Below are 15,671 nucleotides of genomic sequence, written 5' to 3' on the forward strand. Positions count from 1 at the left end.
AGACGCTTCAAGACACTGTCAGTATGGCTGTCCATACTCACAATGCTCAACGATTTGCGTCACTCAGCGGTAAGCGGCGTCCTGACCGCACCTTTCGCCGGCGAGGCTGAGGGGGCGATGCTCCGAGCCTGGAGGGCAAGGGCGTGGAAGACTTGCCAATCTATCCAGAGAATGCTAAATGATCGTTTAGTTAGATGGGTGATACCTTGACCTCGACAGCCTCGAAACGTCAACCAAGCAGATGGCCTGCCTTGCTGGACGCTGCCGCCGTCTTCTTCGCCGAGCGCGGCTACCACGCCACGACCATGCGGGACATCGCTCATGTGGTGAACGTCACGCCGGGGGCGGTCTACTTCCACGTGGCGACCAAGCACGCGCTGCTCGTGGCCGTCTATCAGGAGGGCGTGGACCGCATCATCCGCAACTTCGATGAGGCAATGGCGGAGGAGCACGATCCGGTGAAGCGCTTCCGCTGCGCCATCCGGGCCCACCTTGAATCCATCCTCGACGAGAGCGCCTATGCGCGCGTCATCATCCGTGTGCTGCCCGAAGATGTGCCGGAAGCAACGGAAGAGTTGAAGCGCCAGCGCGAGCGCTATGAGGAGCGCTTCCGCGCGCTGATCGACGGCCTCCATCTTCCTCAGAGCCGCAATCCCAAGCTGATGCGGCTGCTGCTCATCGGCGCTCTGAACTGGACCCCGGTCTGGTATCGCGGATCTGTCGGCGGCCTCGACCCTGTCGTCAATGAGATGGTCGCCTCGTTCGGCATCCAGCCCACACGAAGGACGAGCAAGAAATGATCGATGCCGGCATGCGCCCCCTCCGTGTCCTCGTCACCAAGATCGGCCTCGATGGCCATGATCGCGGCAGCCGGATCGTCGCCGCCTATTTGCGCGACGCTGGCATGGAAGTGATCTACACGCCACCCTGGCAGACCATCCCGGGTGTCGTGAAGCTTGCCATTGAAGAGGACGTAGACGTGATTGGCATCAGCTCGCTGGCCACCGACCACCTGATCGTCCCGAAAATGATGGAGGCGCTACGCTCCGCAGGGCTCAATCATGTGGGTGTCGTGGTGGGGGGCATCGTGCCGGAGGCCGAACAGCCGGCGCTCGCCGCCGCCGGGGTCAACAGAGTGTTCGGCCCAGGCGCTGCACGCGAGGAGATCGTGGAGTGCGTGACGGCCCTCGGCCAGAAGTCGCGCGCCGAGCGTGTCGATGACTATTCGGAGGCAAACCCATGAACCAAGCTGCTGTTCAGCTTCCACTCCCGGGATTCGAGCATGCCTCCGCCCAGTGGCGCTCCGATTATTCGCGCCAGATGGCCGGCGAGAAGCCGGTCCGCAACCGCTCCGGCTTGGAGCTCCAGCCGCTCTATACGCCGCGCGATTGGACGGGCGAGCGCTATCTGGACGATCTCGGTTTTCCCGGCCAATACCCCTTCACGCGCGGCATCTACCCGTCCATGCATCGCGGCCGCACCTGGACCCAGCGCCAGCTCATTGGCCTCGGCACGCCGCAGGACTACAATGTCCGCGTGCGCCGCATCATCGATGCGGGCGCCACCGCCATCAGCCTTCTGCCGTGCTGCTCAGGCTTCCGCGGCATCGATTGCGACGAGGTGGATCCGGTGCTGCTCGGCACCTGCGGCACGGTGGTGAACACCACGGACCACATGGAGGAGGCACTGGACGGGGTACCCCTCGGCTCCATCTCCACCGCCATGAACGATCCCTCGCCGTTCACGCTTCTCGCCTTCACGCTCGGGGTGGCGCGCCGACGCGGCATCGACTGGTGCAGCATCACCGGCACGTCGAACCAGAGCGACTATATTTCCCATTTCATCGCCAACCACCAGTTCTACCGGCTGTCCCTGCCGGGGTCGCGGCGGGTGCTGCTGGACCACATCGAATTCTGCCGGCGTGCGGTGCCGAACTGGAATCCCCTGTCGGTAGTCGGCCAGCACATGCAGCAGGCCGGAGCGACGCCCGCCGAGACCATGGGCTTCACCTTGTCCTCGGCGATCCAGTATGCGCAGGACTGCATCGAGCGCGGCATGGACGTGGACGACGTCCTGCGCCGCTTTACCTTCTTCTTCGATATTTCCATCTCCTTCTTTGAGGAGATCGCCAAGTTCCGCGCCGGGCGGCGCATCTGGGCGCGGATCGCCCGCGAGCGGCTCGGCGCAAAGGATCCCGCCTGCTGGCGCTTCAAGTTCCACGGCCAGACCTCGGGCGTCGACCTGACCCAGCAGCAACCCTTGAACAACATCGCCCGCGTCTCGGTCCAGGCCATGGCGGGCATCCTCAGCGGGCTCCAATCCATGCATACGGACGCCTATGACGAGGCCATCGCCTGCCCCAGCGAAGAGACCGCGCGCATCGCGGTCGCCACCCAGAACATCCTGCGCGACGAGGCGCAGCTCTGCGCCGTGATCGATCCCCTAGGCGGCTCCTATTACCTGGAGCGGCTGACCGACCAGATGGAGGCGGAGATCAACGCGGTGATCGCGCGGATCGACGCGGCGGGCGGCATGTACAAGGCCGCCGAGGCCGGGCTGGTGCAGACCATGATCGGCGACTCGGCCTTCGCCTTCCAGGAGCAGCTGGAGACAGGGGAGCGCAAGATCATCGGGGTCAACTGCTATCAGGTGGAGGAGGACACCACCATTCCGCCCGCCGAGCGCCCCGACCCGGAGGCCATGGAGCAGCATGTGGCTCGCTTTAAGGCCTTCAAGCGCGAGCGCAGCCAGGAGGCGGTGGCGCGCGCCCTCGACGCGCTGGCCCGCGCGGCGGGCAGCGAGCGGGAAAATGTGTTCGAGAAGGTGGTGGAGGCGGCCGAGGCCGGCGTGACCCATGGCGAGATGGTGGGCTGCCTGCGCCGCGAGCTGGGCTTCGGCCATCCCTTGATCATCGCCTGACGGGACTGTCATGGCCCCGTCCCCGTTCTCGCTGGCGCAATGGCTGTGCGCCGGCGATCCCCGTGCCGTGGCGCGAGCCATCAGCCTCATGGAGGACGGCGGCAGCGCCGCCGCCGCGCTCCACGCCGCCATCCTGCCGGCGACCGGCCGGGCGCTCACCGTCGGCTTCACCGGGCCGCCCGGCGCCGGCAAGTCAACCCTGGTGGACGCCTTCGTGGCCGAGCTGCGCAAGAGCGGCCGCACCGTGGGGGTGGTGGCGGTGGACCCGTCGAGCCCCCTGTCGGGCGGGGCGGTGCTGGGCGATCGCATCCGCATGGGCCGCCACACGGACGACCCGGGCGTCTTCATCCGCTCAATCGCCTCACGCGGGCATCTGGGCGGGCTTTCGCGGAGCATCCACCATGTGGTGGACGTGCTCGACGCCGCCGGCCGCGACGCCATCGTGATCGAGACCGTGGGCGCGGGACAGTCCGAGGTGGAGATCGCGGACGTGGCCGCCGTGCGCGTCGTGGTGAACGCGCCCGGCCTCGGTGACGACGTGCAGGCCATCAAAGCCGGCATATTGGAGATCGCCAGCATCCTGGTGGTGAACAAGGCCGACCTGCCACTCGCGCCCCGCACGGTCCGGCAGCTCAAGGCCATGCTGAGCCTGCGGCGGAAGGGTGAGGCGGACGTCCCTGTGCTGGAGACCACCGCTAGCGAGGGCCGCGGCGTGGCGGAGCTGCTTGCCGCGGTGGACGCCTGCGCGACCCGGCAGCCGGAAGATGCGGCGGCCCGGCGGCGCGCCCGCATTCGCCGCCTCGTGGCCGAAGGCGCGGCAGGGGAGATGCGGCGCCGCATCCTCGCCTGGGATGACGCTGCCTTCATCGAGACGCTCGCGCGGACGGAGCGGGGCGAGATCGACATCGACACCGCCGCGCGCGCCGCCATGGCGGCGCAGCCCGGTTGCCTTCCACCTCCTGTCGCGGTTCCGCAGAAGGCCGATGGGAGGGCCCGATGAACGCGCCCGCCGATCGCGCGGAGGACCCGGCCGCCGAGGCGTGGCGCTGGGCGTGGTTCATGCTGTCGGGCGACCGGCCGGCCGGTGCCTTCGGCTTTGAGCTCGTCGCCGCCGGTCCGGGCGCGGCCGAGCTGGCGATGACGGTGCCCCCGGTGGCGCTCAACGCCTTCGGCACTTGCCATGGCGGCGTGCTGTTCACCCTGGCCGACGCGGCTCTTTCCATCGCCTGCAACAGCCGGGGCCAGCAATCGGTCGCCCAGACCTGCAGCATCGCCTTCCTGAGGCCCGTGCAGGCCGGCGATCGGCTGATCGCTCGCGCCAGCGAGCGCGCCCGCACCGCCCGGACCGCAATCTATGACTGTGCCGTAGTCAACGGCGCCACCGGCAAGGTGGTCGCCGAGTTCCGCGGCCACTCCCGCACCATCGCGGGCCATATGCCCTCGGTCCGGCCACCTGAGACGGGGTGACACCAGCATGACGGCACTGGAACAGCCGGTGATCTCCGACATCTATTTCAGCGCCCGGGAGGTCATGGATCCCGAAGCGCGGGAGTGGAACCTCCTCGGCCGGCTCCCCGGCCTAGTCGCGCGCGCCATGCAGGCCCCCGGCTGGCGCCGCCACCTCGCAGGCATCGATCCGGGCGGCGTGAGGGATCGGCAGGCACTCGCGTGCCTGCCGATCCTGCGGAAGGCGGACCTAATGCGGCTCCAGGCGGAATGCCCTCCGCTGGGTGGGCTCGCTTGCGCGCCGGTCTCCTCCTTCAGGCGCCTGTTTCTGTCCCCGGGACCGGTGGCAGAGCCGGAAGGCCATGGTCCCGACTGGTGGGCGACATCGCCGGCATGCGGCGGGGCGACATCGCCATCAACTGCTTTTCCCACCACTTCACTCCGGGCGCCCGCTTCGTCGAGAGCGGCATGCACGCCATCGGTGCTGCCGTCATTGCGGGCGGCGTCGGCAACACCGACCAGCAGGTGGAAGCCATCTGCCGCTACGGCGCCACCTCTTATCTCGGCACGCCCGACTTCCTGAAGCTGCTGCTCGACCGTGCGGCGGACCTGGGCAGGGACATGCCGACGCTGACGAAGGGCTTCGTTTCCGGCGCGGCGCTTCCCTCCTCCCTGCGGGCATCGCTGTCGGCCCGCGGCGTTTCGGTCCTTCAGGGATACGCCTCCGCCGATGTCGGGCTGATCGCCTACGAGAGCGTGCCGGACGACGGCTTGGTCCTCAACGAGGAGCGCCTCGTCGAAATCGTCGATCCCTCCACCGGCACGTCCGTGGAGCCGGGAGCGGTGGGCGAGGTGGTGGTCACGCGCTTCGACGCCGACTACCCGATGATCCGCCTGTCCACCGGAGACCTCTCAGCCGTCAAGCCCGGCCTTTCCCCGTGCGGCAGGACCAATCAGCGGCTCGCGGGCTGGCTGGGCCGCGCCGACCAGAGCGCCAAGGTGAAGGGAATGTTCGTCCACCCCTCGCAGGTGGCCGAGCTCGCATTGAGGTTTCCCGAGCTCGCCAATGTGCGTCTCGTGGTCCTTCGCGCACGGGAGCAGGACGCCCTGCGGCTCGAGGCGGAATGCGCGAGCGCCGGCGCGGGCCTGGATCAGGCCATCGCGCAGGCGCTGAGGGACATCACCAAGCTCGGCGGCGAGGTCCTGCTCGTGCCCCCGGGCACCCTGGCCCCGGACGGCCGCGCCATCGTCGACATGCGCTGAGCACCGGCGTCCGGCGATCGCGAAGGCGCCCCGGTCACCCCGCCAACGCGCCAGCGCGCCAGCGCCCGGCGGACGCCTGCACTCGAACACGCAACGGGCAATCGCCCTTTGAAAAGGCGCATGCCTGCGACCCGGCCCTGAAGGGCCGCATGCCGGCCGACAGGTAACCGGCGTTCCTTCTTGACCTCCGCCGGACCTACCGGCCCGGCGACGCCTCCCGGCTCCCCCATACGGTCGCCAGAGCCCGCCGGGAGAACGGCCAAGCTGGAGCAAATGGGGCAGCCAACAGCGTTCATGCCGACAAGCTGATTGAACACTTGTTTAGTTCGACGGCCGCTGCTAGGCTCCCCTCCGATGGTTGAAAGACCATCCAAAATCCAAGGAAGGTCGAGGGAGGATGCAAGGTGGCCGACACCTACGCCGCAGACACCTTTCCCAAGCTGCTGCTCGACAATGCAGCCCGCCGCCCGGCCCGCCCCGCCATGCGGGAGAAGCGGTACGGCATCTGGAAGACCTGGACCTGGGCCGATCTCGCCCGTGAGATCGAGGCGCTGGCACTCGGCCTGAAGGCGGCGGGCATCACACCCGGCGCGCGCGTGGCGGTCATCGGCGTCAACCGCTCCCGCCTTTACTGGAGCATCCTCGCCGCCCAGTGCGCCGGCGCCGTGCCGGTTCCGCTCTATCCGGACGCTGTGGCCGAAGAGATGGCCTATCTGCTCGCCCACGCGGAAGCGACCGCCGCCATCGTTGAGGACCAGGAGCAGGTGGACAAGCTCCTGTCCATGCTCCCCGAGCTGCCGGCGCTCCGGCTCATCGCCTATGACGAGCCCCGCGGCATGCGCGATTATGTCTGCGAGGCCTGCGCGCTCACCAGCCTCGACGCGATCATGGCCTCCGGCCGCCAGGAAACTGCCGGTGCACGCCTCAGCCGCGCCTTCACCGACTTAGTCGCCCGCACCGGGGGCGGCGACACCTCGATCATCCTCTATACGTCCGGCACCACCGGTCGGCCGAAGGGGACTGTCATCTCCTCCGAGCGGGCCCTCAGCGCCGCCCGTCAGACGGTGGCGGCGGACTGCCTCGACGAGACCGAGGAGGTGCTCGCCTATCTGCCCATCGCCTGGGCCGGCGACCACTATCTCAACTACGCCCAGGCCTTTGTGGCCGGCTTCTGCATGTCCTGCCCGGAAGAGCCGGAAACCGTGGCCATCGACATCTTCGAGATCGGCCCCACCTTCTATTTCGCGCCGCCGCGGGTGCTGGAGGACCTGCTCACTCGGATCCTGATCTCCATGGAGGATGCGGGCTGCGCCAAGCGCTGGCTGTTCGCCCGCTTCATGGGCGTGGCGCGGCGCTGGGGCGAGCCGATCCTCAACGGACGGCGCGTGCCGCTCCACGGCCGCCTGCTCTACGCCCTAGGAGAGGCCCTGATCTACGGACCGGTCAAGAACGTGCTCGGCTTCTCGCGCATCAAGGTCGCCTACACGGCTGGCGAGGCCATCGGGCCGGACCTGTTTGCCTTCTACCGCTCCATCGGCGTCAACCTGAAGCAGTTCTACGGCCAGACCGAAGCCTTCCTCTACATCTCCGCACAGCCGGACGGGCAGATCCGCTCCGACACGGTGGGCCCGGCCGCGCCGGGGGTGGAGATCCGCATCATGGAGAATGGCGAGGTGCAGTTCCGCTCGCCCGGCCAGTTCGTGGAATATCTCGCGGATCCGGACCGCACCGCGGAGACGCTGACCCCCGACGGCTTCGTGCGCACCGGCGATGCCGGCTTCATCGGCCAAGACGGGCACCTGCGCGTCATCGACCGCGCCAAGGACGTGGGGCGCCTCACCGACGGCACCCTATTCGCCCCCAAATACATCGAGAACAAGCTGAAGTTCTTTCCCAACATCAAGGAGGCGGTGGCCTTCGGCGATGGGCGCGACTATGTCGCCGCCTTCATCAACATCGACCTGACCGCGGTGGGCAACTGGGCCGAGCGCAACGGCGTGACCTACGGCTCCTACCAGGAGCTTGCGGCGCTGCCGCAAGTCTATGACATCGTCCGTAGCCATATTCGCCAGGTGAACCGGGATCTTGCCGCCGAGCCTGCCATGGCTGGCGCGGCCATCTCTCGCTTCGTCATCCTCCACAAGGAGCTCGATGCCGACGACGGCGAGTTGACGCGGACCCGCAAGGTGCGCCGCGCCTTCGTCCAGGAAAAATACGCCGGCCTCATCGCCGCCCTCTATGGGGACGCGCGCGAATGCTTCGTGAGCACTGAGGTCACCTTCGAGGACGGCCGCAAGGGCCGCATCGAGGCGACCCTCGCCCTTGCCGAGGTGGACGAAACGGGCCGCGCACACCACCGAAAAGCCGAGACGCTGGCAGCATGAGCGCGCTTCCTTCCCCGACCGCCGCCGCCCGACCATTGACGGGGATGGCATCCGCCACCGCTGCCCCGCTGGCACGCAGCGCGGCCGGGCCAGCCCCGCTGCTGGAGATCGACCATGTCAGTCTCAGCTTCGGCGGAGTGAGAGCCCTGAACGATGTCTCCTTCGACGTCCGCGCCGGCGAGATCCGCGCCATCATCGGTCCCAACGGTGCCGGAAAGACCTCGATGCTCAATTGCATCAATGGCTTCTACCGCCCCACCGCCGGCCGCATCGTGCTCGACGGCGAGCTCCGCGCCCAGCCCCGGCCCTGGTCCGCAGCCAGGCGCGGGGTCGCCCGCACCTTCCAGAACGTAGCGCTCTTCAGGGGCATGACCACCCTCGACAACATCATGACCGGCCGCGCCCTGAAGATGAAACGCGGCATCCTGAGCCAGTTGGTGCGCGTGGGGCCGGCCATGCGGGAGGAGATCGAGCACCGCCGCAAGGTGGAGGAGATCATCGATTTCCTGGAGATCCAGGCCATCCGCAAGGTGCCGGTGGGCAAGCTGCCCTACGGCCTTCAGAAGCGGGTGGAGTTGGGGCGCGCCCTCGCCATGGAGCCGCGCCTCCTCCTGCTCGACGAGCCCATGGCGGGCATGAATCTCGAGGAGAAGGAGGACATGAGCCGCTTCATCATCGAGGCGAACCAGGCCTATGGCACCACCATCACCCTCATCGAGCACGACATCAGCGTGGTGATGAACCTCTCCGACCGCATCGTGGTGCTCGACCACGGCTGCAAGATCGCCGACGGCACCCCCGCGGAGGTCAAGAGCGACCCGCGCGTCATCGACGCCTATCTGGGAAAGGGAGGTGCGTGATGCTCGGGCTCGATCCGGCCAAGATCGCCTTCTTCGTGGAGGTGCTCGTCTCCGGGCTCCTGTCGGGGGTCCTCTATGCCATGGTGGCGCTGGGCTTCGTGCTCATCTTCAAGGCCTCCGGCGTGTTCAACTTCGCCCAGGGCGCCATGGTACTGGTGGCGGGGCTCGCTTTGGTGCGCGCCCTCGGCTGGCTGGAGCCCCGGGCACCCTTCTGGCCGGCGCTGATGCTCGCTATCGCCTTCTCCGGCGCGCTGATGACCGGCATCGCCTGGGGAGTGGAGCGGTTCGCCCTGCGCAAGCTCGTCAACCAGACCGCCCTCACCCTGTTCATGGCCACCATCGGCATCACCTTCGTGCTGGAGGGCCTCGGCCAGCAGATCTTCGGCGCCCAGGTCTACAAGCTCGACATCGGCCTGCCGCGCGAAAGCCTGTTCGTGCTGGAGAGCGTGTTCGACGGCGGCATCCTGCTGAACCAGCTCGACCTATGGTCGGCGGTGCTGGCGGCGCTGCTGGTGGTGGCGCTGGCCGTCTTCTTCCAACGGACGCAGGTGGGCCGCGCCCTGCGGGCGGTGGCCGACGATCACGCCGCCGCACAGTCGGTGGGCATTCCCCTCACGCGCGTCTGGTTCATCGTGTGGATGGTGGCGGGCTTCGTGGCCATCGCCGCCGCGGCGGCGTGGGGCTCGAAGGTGGGGGTGCAGTTCTCCCTCGTCTATGTCGCTCTGAAGGCGCTGCCGGTGATCATCGTCGGCGGGCTCACCTCCATCCCCGGCGCCATCGTTGGCGGCCTCCTCATCGGCGCGGGCGAGAAGCTGGCCGAGGTCTATCTTGGCACCGCCATCGGCGGCGGGATCGAGCAATGGTTCGCCTATGTCGTCGCCCTCCTGGTCCTCCTGGTGCGCCCGCAGGGGCTGTTCGGGGACCGCATCATCGAGCGGATCTGATCATGTTCTATCGCGAGGCCGGTCATTTCCACGATCGCTACCGGGAGGACATGGCGATCTTCCCCATCCGGGAGGACCGCATCGGCATCCGCGTGCTCCTGGCCATCGCCTTCGTCGCGGTGCCGCTGCTCCACGTGGCAGGCGTGCCGCCCTTCGCCGGCGACTATCTGTTCAGTGCGGTGCTGGTCCCCCTCCTGATCCTCTCCGTCGCCGGCATCGGCCTCAACCTGCTGGTTGGTTATTGCGGGCAGATCTCGCTGGGGGCCGGCGCCTTCATGGGGGTGGGGGCCTATGCCGCCTACGACGTGAGCGTGCACCTGCCCGGCATGCCGCTCATCGCGACCTTCCTGCTGGCGGGCGCCGCCAGCGCGGTGATCGGGCTCGTCTTCGGCATGCCCTCGCTGCGCATCAAGGGTCTTTATCTGGCGGTGGCGACGCTCGCGGCGCAGTTCTTCCTGGACTGGGCGTTCCTGCGGGTCGGCTGGATCACCAACTATTCCCCCTCCGGCTCGGTCACCGCCCCGGCCCTCGCCGTCGCCGGCTGGCAAGTGGACACGCCGGTGGAGCGCTATCTGCTGGTGCTCGCCATCGCCGCGCTCGTGGCGCTGGGCGCGTCCAATCTCGTGCGCGGCAATCTCGGCCGGCAATGGATGGCGATCCGCGACATGGACATCGCCGCCGAGATCATCGGCATCCGGCCCGTTCAGGCGAAGCTGACCGCGTTCGCCGTCTCCTCCTTCATCCTGGGGCTGGCCGGGGCGCTGTGGGCCTTCGTCAACCTGCGCTCGTGGGAGCCCTACGCCTTTTCCATCGACCGCTCGTTCCAGCTGCTGTTCCTGGTCATCATCGGCGGGCTCGGGTCGATCATCGGCTGCTTCCTGGGCGCGGCCTTCATCTGGCTGCTGCCGCTCGCCGTGGAAGGCGTCCCGCGCTGGCTCTCGATCCCCATCTCGGCGGATGCGGCGTCCAACCTGACGCTCGGCGTGTTCGGCGCCCTCATCCTTCTGACGCTGATCTTCGAGCCCCATGGCCTCGCCCGCATCTGGGCCGTCGCCAAGCACAAACTCCGACGCTGGCCGTTCCCCTACTGAGGGCCGGCAAGCGGAGCACCAGAGCCGGCCAAAGCCGGCCAAACTCCCTGGGAGGAAACGCCGATGAAGACACACATGGTGAAGCTGGGCGCGCTTCTGGCGGCAGTCGCATTGGCCCTGCCGGCGGTGGCGCACAGCGAGGAGAACGGACAGTTCATCCCCGTCCTGTCCTACCGGACCGGGCCGTTCGCGCCGAACGGCATCCCCTGGGCCAACGGCATCGTCGACTACTTCGAGCTGATCAACCAGCGGGACGGCGGCATTAACGGGGTGAAGATCATCTACGAGGAGTGTGAGACCGGCTACGCCACCGACCGGGGCGTGGAATGCTACGAGCGCCTCAAGAACAAGGGGCCGACCGGAGCCGCCTTCGTCAACCCGCTGTCGACCGGCATCACCTTCGCCCTCACTGAGAAGGCGCCGGTGGACAAGATCCCGCTCATCACCGCCGGCTTCGGTCGCTCGGAATCCAAGGACGGCAGCGTCTTCACTTGGAACTTCCCGCTCATCGGCACCTACTGGACGGCCGCCGACGTCGCCGTCCAGCACATCGCCAAGGAACTGGGCGGGCCCGACAAGCTGAAGGGCCGCAAAATTATATTACTCTATCACGATTCCCCGTTCGGCAAGGAGCCGATCCTGGTGCTGGAGGCGCTCGCCAAGAAATACGGCTTCCAGCTCACCCTCATCCCAGTAGCCAATCCGGGCGTGGAACAGAAGTCGCAATGGCTCCAGATCCGCCAATTACGTCCCGATTATGTGGTCATGTGGGGTTGGGGGGTAATGAACCCGACCGCCATCCAGGAAGCCGCCAACGTCAACTTCCCGCGCGAGAAGATGATCGGCTTCTGGTTCGCCGGCGCCGAGCCGGACGTGATCCCGGCGGGCACCCAGGCGATCGGCTACAAGGCGCTCATGCTGCAGCACGGGGCGGGCCGGGCCCGGGTCCATGACGACCTCGACAAGTACGTCTATGGCCGGGGCCTTGGCAAATCGAACCCCACCGATTCCAGCGGCGTCCTGTTCAACCGCGGCATGGTGGGCGCCATGCTGGGGGTGGAGGGCATCCGCACCGCCATGGCCAAGTTTGGCAACAAGCCGCTCACCGGCGAGGAGGTGCGGTGGGGCATCGAGCACCTGACTCTGGACGAGGAGCGCCTGAAGGAGCTGGGCTTCGACGGCATGATCAGCCCCATCAAGATCACCTGCTCCGACCACGAGGGCACCCACACCTCCCGCGTCCAGCAATGGGACGGCAAGCAGTGGAAGGTGATCTCCGACTGGTACACGGCCGACGAGACCCTGCTCAAGCCCATGCTGAAGGACGCGGCCGGCCGCTACGCCAAGGAGAAGGGCATCACGCCCCGCGACTGCGGCAAGGAATCCTGAACGCCGCCCGTTCCTGGAGAGCCATGCGATGACGCCCGAAGCCCCGGCCGGCCATGCCGCGCCGCCCATCCTCTCGGTCAACAACATCGAGGTGATCTACGACCATGTCGCACTGGTGCTGAAGGGCGTCTCCCTCACCGTGCCGGAGGGCGGCATCGTCGCCCTCCTCGGCGCCAACGGCGCCGGCAAGACCACGACGCTGCGCGCCGTCTCCAACCTACTCAAGTCCGAGCGGGGCGACGTCACCAAGGGCTCCGTCATGTTCGCTCGCGAGCGGGTGGACCGCCTCACCGCCAACGACCTCGTGCGCCGCGGCTGCATCCAGGTGCTGGAAGGGCGGCGCTGCTTCGGCCACTTGTCGGTGGAAGAGAATTTGCTGACCGGCGCCTATACCCGCGCCGATGGCGCAGGCGCCGTCCGGCGGGACCTGGAAGAAATCTACGAGACCTTCCCCGGCCTGCGCGAGCGCAGGAAGGCGCAGGCCGGTTATCTCTCCGGCGGCGAGCAGCAGATGTGCGCCATCGGCCGCGCGCTGATGTCGAAGCCGCGCATGATCCTCCTGGACGAGCCCTCCATGGGCCTCGCCCCGCAGGTGGTGGAGGAGATCTTCGAGATCGTCCGTGCCCTCAACCGGCGCGGCGTCTCCTTCCTGCTGGCCGAGCAGAACACCAACATGGCGCTGAAATACGCGACCTACGGCTATATCCTGGAAACCGGCCGCATCGTCATGGACGGACCGGCCGCGGACATGCGCGAGAACGAGGACGTGAAGGAGTTCTATCTCGGCACCGCCGGCGCCGAGAGCCGTAACTTCCGCAATGTGAAGACCTACAAGCGGCGCAAGAGATGGCTGAGCTGATTCTGGTCCACTTAGCAGGGTGATGAAATAGCCCCTGTGTGCCGGCGTTGTTTTTCGTGATCGTCGGTTTTGGCTGGAGGCTCGGCCGGGTATCTGGCCGGCTTTGCCGTCCAAGCCGTGGCCTTCTGCCCCTTTCCTCGTTTATTCGGTGAGCAGCTTGGGCAATCGGACGAGATTGTAGGCGGCCACGGCGAAGGTGAAGGCGAAACGCACCTTCGGAAGCCCTCGGAATTTGGTCTTTCTCTGCCCGGCCGCCGCCTTGACCCAGCCGAACACCTCCTCGATGCGTTTTCGAACCCTGATGCTGAGCGCGTAGCCGGGATGGCGTGTCGTGCGCCCATCGATCGCCGATCGGCGCCCCGACGTGTTCTGCGCGACGTGCGGCGTGGCGCCGAGTTCGCGCATGTCCTCGACGAAGTCGCGGGCGTCGAAGCCACGATCGGCCCCGACCGTCACGCGCCGCGTGCCTGACGCCGAGGAGATGCCCTTGACCATCTCGACCGCCGCCATCCGCTCGGCATGGCCGGAGACCCGGGTGGCTTCGACATCGACGACGAGGCCGTTGCGGTTCTCCATCAGGACGTGACCCATGTAGCAGAGCATCGCGCTGGCGCCGGGGCTCTTGCGATAGAGCATGGCGTCGGGATCGGTGGTCGAGGCGTGCGTCGCGTTCGAGCGCTTCTCACCGTGAAAATCGACCTCGCCATTGCGGCCGTCGGGCTGCTTACCGGAGGAACCGTCGTCGGCGGGAGGTCCGCCCGAGCTGTCGCCGCTGCGGCGGCGGAAGCTCTTCATCGAAGCCCAGGCCTCGATCAGCGTGCCGTCGACGGAGAAGTGCTCGGTGGAGACCAGGCGCTTCACCTTCGGCCGGTCGAGGATGGCGGCAAGGAAGCGCATCGCGATGTCTCCATCGAGCAGGCGGTCGCGGTTCTTCGAGAACGTCGAGGCGTCCCAGACCCGATCGTCGATGCCCAGGCCGACGAACCAGCGGAACGACAGGTCGAAATCCAACCGCTCCACCAGGAGCCGCTCGGAGCGCAGCGCGTAGAAGATCTGCAGCAGCATCGCCCGCAGGAGATGCTCGGGCGGGATCGAAGGGCGACCGATCTCGGAGTAAAGCTCACCGAAGTCGCCGTCGAGCGCCGTCAGGGCCTCGTTCACGATCGTCCGGATCGTTCGCAGCGGATGCTTCTCCGGGATCCGGCTCTCCAGATCCACATAACTGAACAGCGTCCCCGACTTCTCGGTCGAACCGCGCATCGAACCACTCCGTCATCCCTCAACACGACGGAATCACGCCAAGCTCCCCCTGGGAAGGGCCTTTTTCATCGCCCTGCTAATACCAAAGCTCGCGGGTCGTGACTCTTGAGGGCTTGCCAGTGGCATCGGGCGCTGATTCAAGATGGCAAACGGATTGGAGTTTGCCATGCCCATCGCGCTTCGCACCGACTTCGACGCCATCGCGGTAAGGGCCGCCGCCAGACGGTCGAAGGATGGTGCGCAAGCCCGGCGCTTGCTCGCGCTGGCCGCGATCTATGAGGGGGCGAGCCGGACGGAGGCAGCGCGGATCGGCGGGGTCACGTTGCAGATCGTGCGGGACTGGGTGATGAAGTTCAACGCGGCGGGTCCTGACGGGCTGATCGACCGAAAGGCGCCAGGGCCGCAGTCGCTGTTGAAAGCTGCTCATCGCGCGGCGCTGGTCGAGGCGATCGAGCGAGGCCCCATACCCGCCGTTCACGGGGTCGTGCGTTGGCGGATCATCGATCTGGCACAGATGCTCTGGGACGACTTCTCGCTATCGGTATCGCGGCCGACGCTGAGCCGCGAGCTACGCGCGCTCGGCTACCGCAAACTTTCGGCCCGGCCCCGGCCCCATGCCCAGGATCCGGACGCGATCGAAGCCTTCAAAAAGGGGGCTTTGCCGCCGAGCTGGACAAGGTCAGGGCGTCTCTCCCGCGAGGCACTCCCATAGAGATACCAGGACGAGGCCCGGATCGGGCAGAAGAACAAGATCACGAGGCGATGGGCGAAGCGAGGAACGCGGCCCTGCGCACCGCACGACCAGCGCACCAGATCCGCATACATCTTCGGCGCGATATGCCCGCAGGAGGGAAAGGCCGCCGGCCTCGTTCTGCCGTTCTGCAACACCGACGCCATGAACCTGCACCTGGCGGAGATCGCCCTGCATATCGCCCCCGGCGCTCACGCCGTGCTGCTCATGGACCAGGCTGGCTGGCACCTGACGCCGAAGCTCGAGCTGCCTACCAACATCTCGATCGTCGCGATCCCATCGAAAAGCCCGGAGCTCAACCCGCAGGAGAACGTGTGGCAGTTCATGCGCGACAACTGGCTGTCGAACCGCGTGTTCGGCTCCTACGACGAGATCGTCGACCATTGCTCCGACGCCTGGAACAAGCTCGTCGAGCAACCCTGGCGGATCATGTCGCTCGGCCTCCGCGATTGGACCCGCAGGTTCTGATCAGTGGATCTTGGTATTAGTCGAGCCCGCACCTCCG

The 15,671-nt window shown here is 67.2% G+C and carries 12 protein-coding genes and 2 pseudogenes; 13 read left to right on the top strand and 1 reads right to left on the bottom strand.

Features of this window, described 5'->3' with window-relative positions; genetic code table 11:
* The first annotated feature begins 251 nt into the window (after positions 1 to 251).
* The 12 genes and pseudogenes from EZH22_RS28745 to EZH22_RS28800 all read left to right on the top strand — a co-directional run bounded on the left by EZH22_RS28745 (position 252) and on the right by EZH22_RS28800 (position 13,155).
* Positions 252 to 800: a TetR/AcrR family transcriptional regulator gene (locus tag EZH22_RS28745; protein WP_231711206.1), complete on the top strand. Its 549-nt coding sequence runs from the start codon at positions 252 to 254 to the stop codon at positions 798 to 800.
* Positions 797 to 1,243, top strand: a complete 447-nt coding sequence (locus tag EZH22_RS28750) for a cobalamin B12-binding domain-containing protein (protein WP_203193706.1) — start codon at positions 797 to 799, stop codon at positions 1,241 to 1,243. Before EZH22_RS28745 ends, EZH22_RS28750 begins: the two co-directional genes overlap by 4 nt.
* Positions 1,240 to 2,919 carry an acyl-CoA mutase large subunit family protein gene (locus EZH22_RS28755; RefSeq protein ID WP_203193707.1) on the top strand — a complete coding sequence of 560 codons (1,680 nt, stop codon included), beginning with the start codon at positions 1,240 to 1,242 and terminating at the stop codon, positions 2,917 to 2,919. The genes EZH22_RS28750 and EZH22_RS28755 overlap by 4 nt, the downstream gene beginning before the upstream one ends.
* A gap of 10 nt (positions 2,920 to 2,929) precedes the next feature.
* Entirely contained in the window at positions 2,930 to 3,919 is a 990-nt protein-coding gene (gene meaB, locus EZH22_RS28760; RefSeq protein ID WP_203193708.1) for a methylmalonyl Co-A mutase-associated GTPase MeaB, read from the top strand.
* Positions 3,916 to 4,386 (top strand): hydroxyphenylacetyl-CoA thioesterase PaaI, encoded by a 471-nt coding sequence (paaI, locus tag EZH22_RS28765; protein ID WP_203193709.1) that lies wholly within the window; start codon positions 3,916 to 3,918, stop codon positions 4,384 to 4,386. The genes meaB and paaI overlap by 4 nt, the downstream gene beginning before the upstream one ends.
* Before the next feature lie 7 nt (positions 4,387 to 4,393).
* Positions 4,394 to 5,628 (top strand): annotated as a pseudogene (locus EZH22_RS28770) (phenylacetate--CoA ligase family protein).
* Positions 5,629 to 6,032: 404 nt separating this feature from the next.
* Positions 6,033 to 8,012: an AMP-binding protein gene (locus EZH22_RS28775; protein WP_203193710.1), complete on the top strand. Its 1,980-nt coding sequence runs from the start codon at positions 6,033 to 6,035 to the stop codon at positions 8,010 to 8,012.
* A gap of 44 nt (positions 8,013 to 8,056) precedes the next feature.
* Positions 8,057 to 8,872 (top strand): ABC transporter ATP-binding protein, encoded by an 816-nt coding sequence (locus EZH22_RS28780; RefSeq protein ID WP_231711596.1) that lies wholly within the window; start codon positions 8,057 to 8,059, stop codon positions 8,870 to 8,872.
* Positions 8,872 to 9,816, top strand: coding sequence for a branched-chain amino acid ABC transporter permease (locus tag EZH22_RS28785; protein ID WP_203193712.1), 945 nt, complete (start codon positions 8,872 to 8,874; stop codon positions 9,814 to 9,816). The genes EZH22_RS28780 and EZH22_RS28785 overlap by 1 nt, the downstream gene beginning before the upstream one ends.
* A gap of 2 nt (positions 9,817 to 9,818) precedes the next feature.
* Positions 9,819 to 10,907 (top strand): branched-chain amino acid ABC transporter permease, encoded by a 1,089-nt coding sequence (locus EZH22_RS28790; protein ID WP_203193713.1) that lies wholly within the window; start codon positions 9,819 to 9,821, stop codon positions 10,905 to 10,907.
* A gap of 63 nt (positions 10,908 to 10,970) precedes the next feature.
* Positions 10,971 to 12,296, top strand: coding sequence for an ABC transporter substrate-binding protein (locus EZH22_RS28795; protein ID WP_203193714.1), 1,326 nt, complete (start codon positions 10,971 to 10,973; stop codon positions 12,294 to 12,296).
* Positions 12,297 to 12,324: 28 nt separating this feature from the next.
* Entirely contained in the window at positions 12,325 to 13,155 is an 831-nt protein-coding gene (locus EZH22_RS28800; protein WP_203193715.1) for an ABC transporter ATP-binding protein, read from the top strand.
* Between the two features lie 141 nt (positions 13,156 to 13,296).
* Here EZH22_RS28800 and EZH22_RS28805 read toward each other — a convergent pair whose 3' ends face one another.
* Positions 13,297 to 14,415 carry an IS5 family transposase gene (locus EZH22_RS28805; RefSeq protein WP_203193716.1) on the bottom strand — a complete coding sequence of 373 codons (1,119 nt, stop codon included), beginning with the start codon at positions 14,413 to 14,415 and terminating at the stop codon, positions 13,297 to 13,299.
* A 142-nt stretch (positions 14,416 to 14,557) separates the two neighbouring features.
* Here EZH22_RS28805 and EZH22_RS28810 point away from each other — a divergent pair.
* Positions 14,558 to 15,634: pseudogene (locus EZH22_RS28810) on the top strand (IS630 family transposase).
* The last annotated feature ends 37 nt before the right edge of the window (positions 15,635 to 15,671 follow it).

Source organism: Xanthobacter dioxanivorans (assembly GCF_016807805.1).
Classification (GTDB): domain Bacteria; phylum Pseudomonadota; class Alphaproteobacteria; order Rhizobiales; family Xanthobacteraceae; genus Xanthobacter; species Xanthobacter dioxanivorans.

Excerpts from the sequence above, each read along its gene's own strand:
- EZH22_RS28750 (WP_203193706.1), top strand. The coding sequence starts at position 797 with ATGATCGATGCCGGCATGCGCCCCCTCCGTGTCCTCGTCACCAAGATC.
- EZH22_RS28755 (WP_203193707.1), top strand. The coding sequence starts at position 1,240 with ATGAACCAAGCTGCTGTTCAGCTTCCACTCCCGGGATTCGAGCATGCC.
- meaB (WP_203193708.1), top strand. The coding sequence starts at position 2,930 with ATGGCCCCGTCCCCGTTCTCGCTGGCGCAATGGCTGTGCGCCGGCGAT.
- paaI (WP_203193709.1), top strand. The coding sequence starts at position 3,916 with ATGAACGCGCCCGCCGATCGCGCGGAGGACCCGGCCGCCGAGGCGTGG.
- EZH22_RS28780 (WP_231711596.1), top strand. The coding sequence starts at position 8,057 with ATGGCATCCGCCACCGCTGCCCCGCTGGCACGCAGCGCGGCCGGGCCA.
- EZH22_RS28785 (WP_203193712.1), top strand. The coding sequence starts at position 8,872 with ATGCTCGGGCTCGATCCGGCCAAGATCGCCTTCTTCGTGGAGGTGCTC.
- EZH22_RS28790 (WP_203193713.1), top strand. The coding sequence starts at position 9,819 with ATGTTCTATCGCGAGGCCGGTCATTTCCACGATCGCTACCGGGAGGAC.
- EZH22_RS28795 (WP_203193714.1), top strand. The coding sequence starts at position 10,971 with ATGAAGACACACATGGTGAAGCTGGGCGCGCTTCTGGCGGCAGTCGCA.
- EZH22_RS28800 (WP_203193715.1), top strand. The coding sequence starts at position 12,325 with ATGACGCCCGAAGCCCCGGCCGGCCATGCCGCGCCGCCCATCCTCTCG.
- EZH22_RS28805 (WP_203193716.1), bottom strand. The coding sequence starts at position 14,415 with ATGCGCGGTTCGACCGAGAAGTCGGGGACGCTGTTCAGTTATGTGGAT.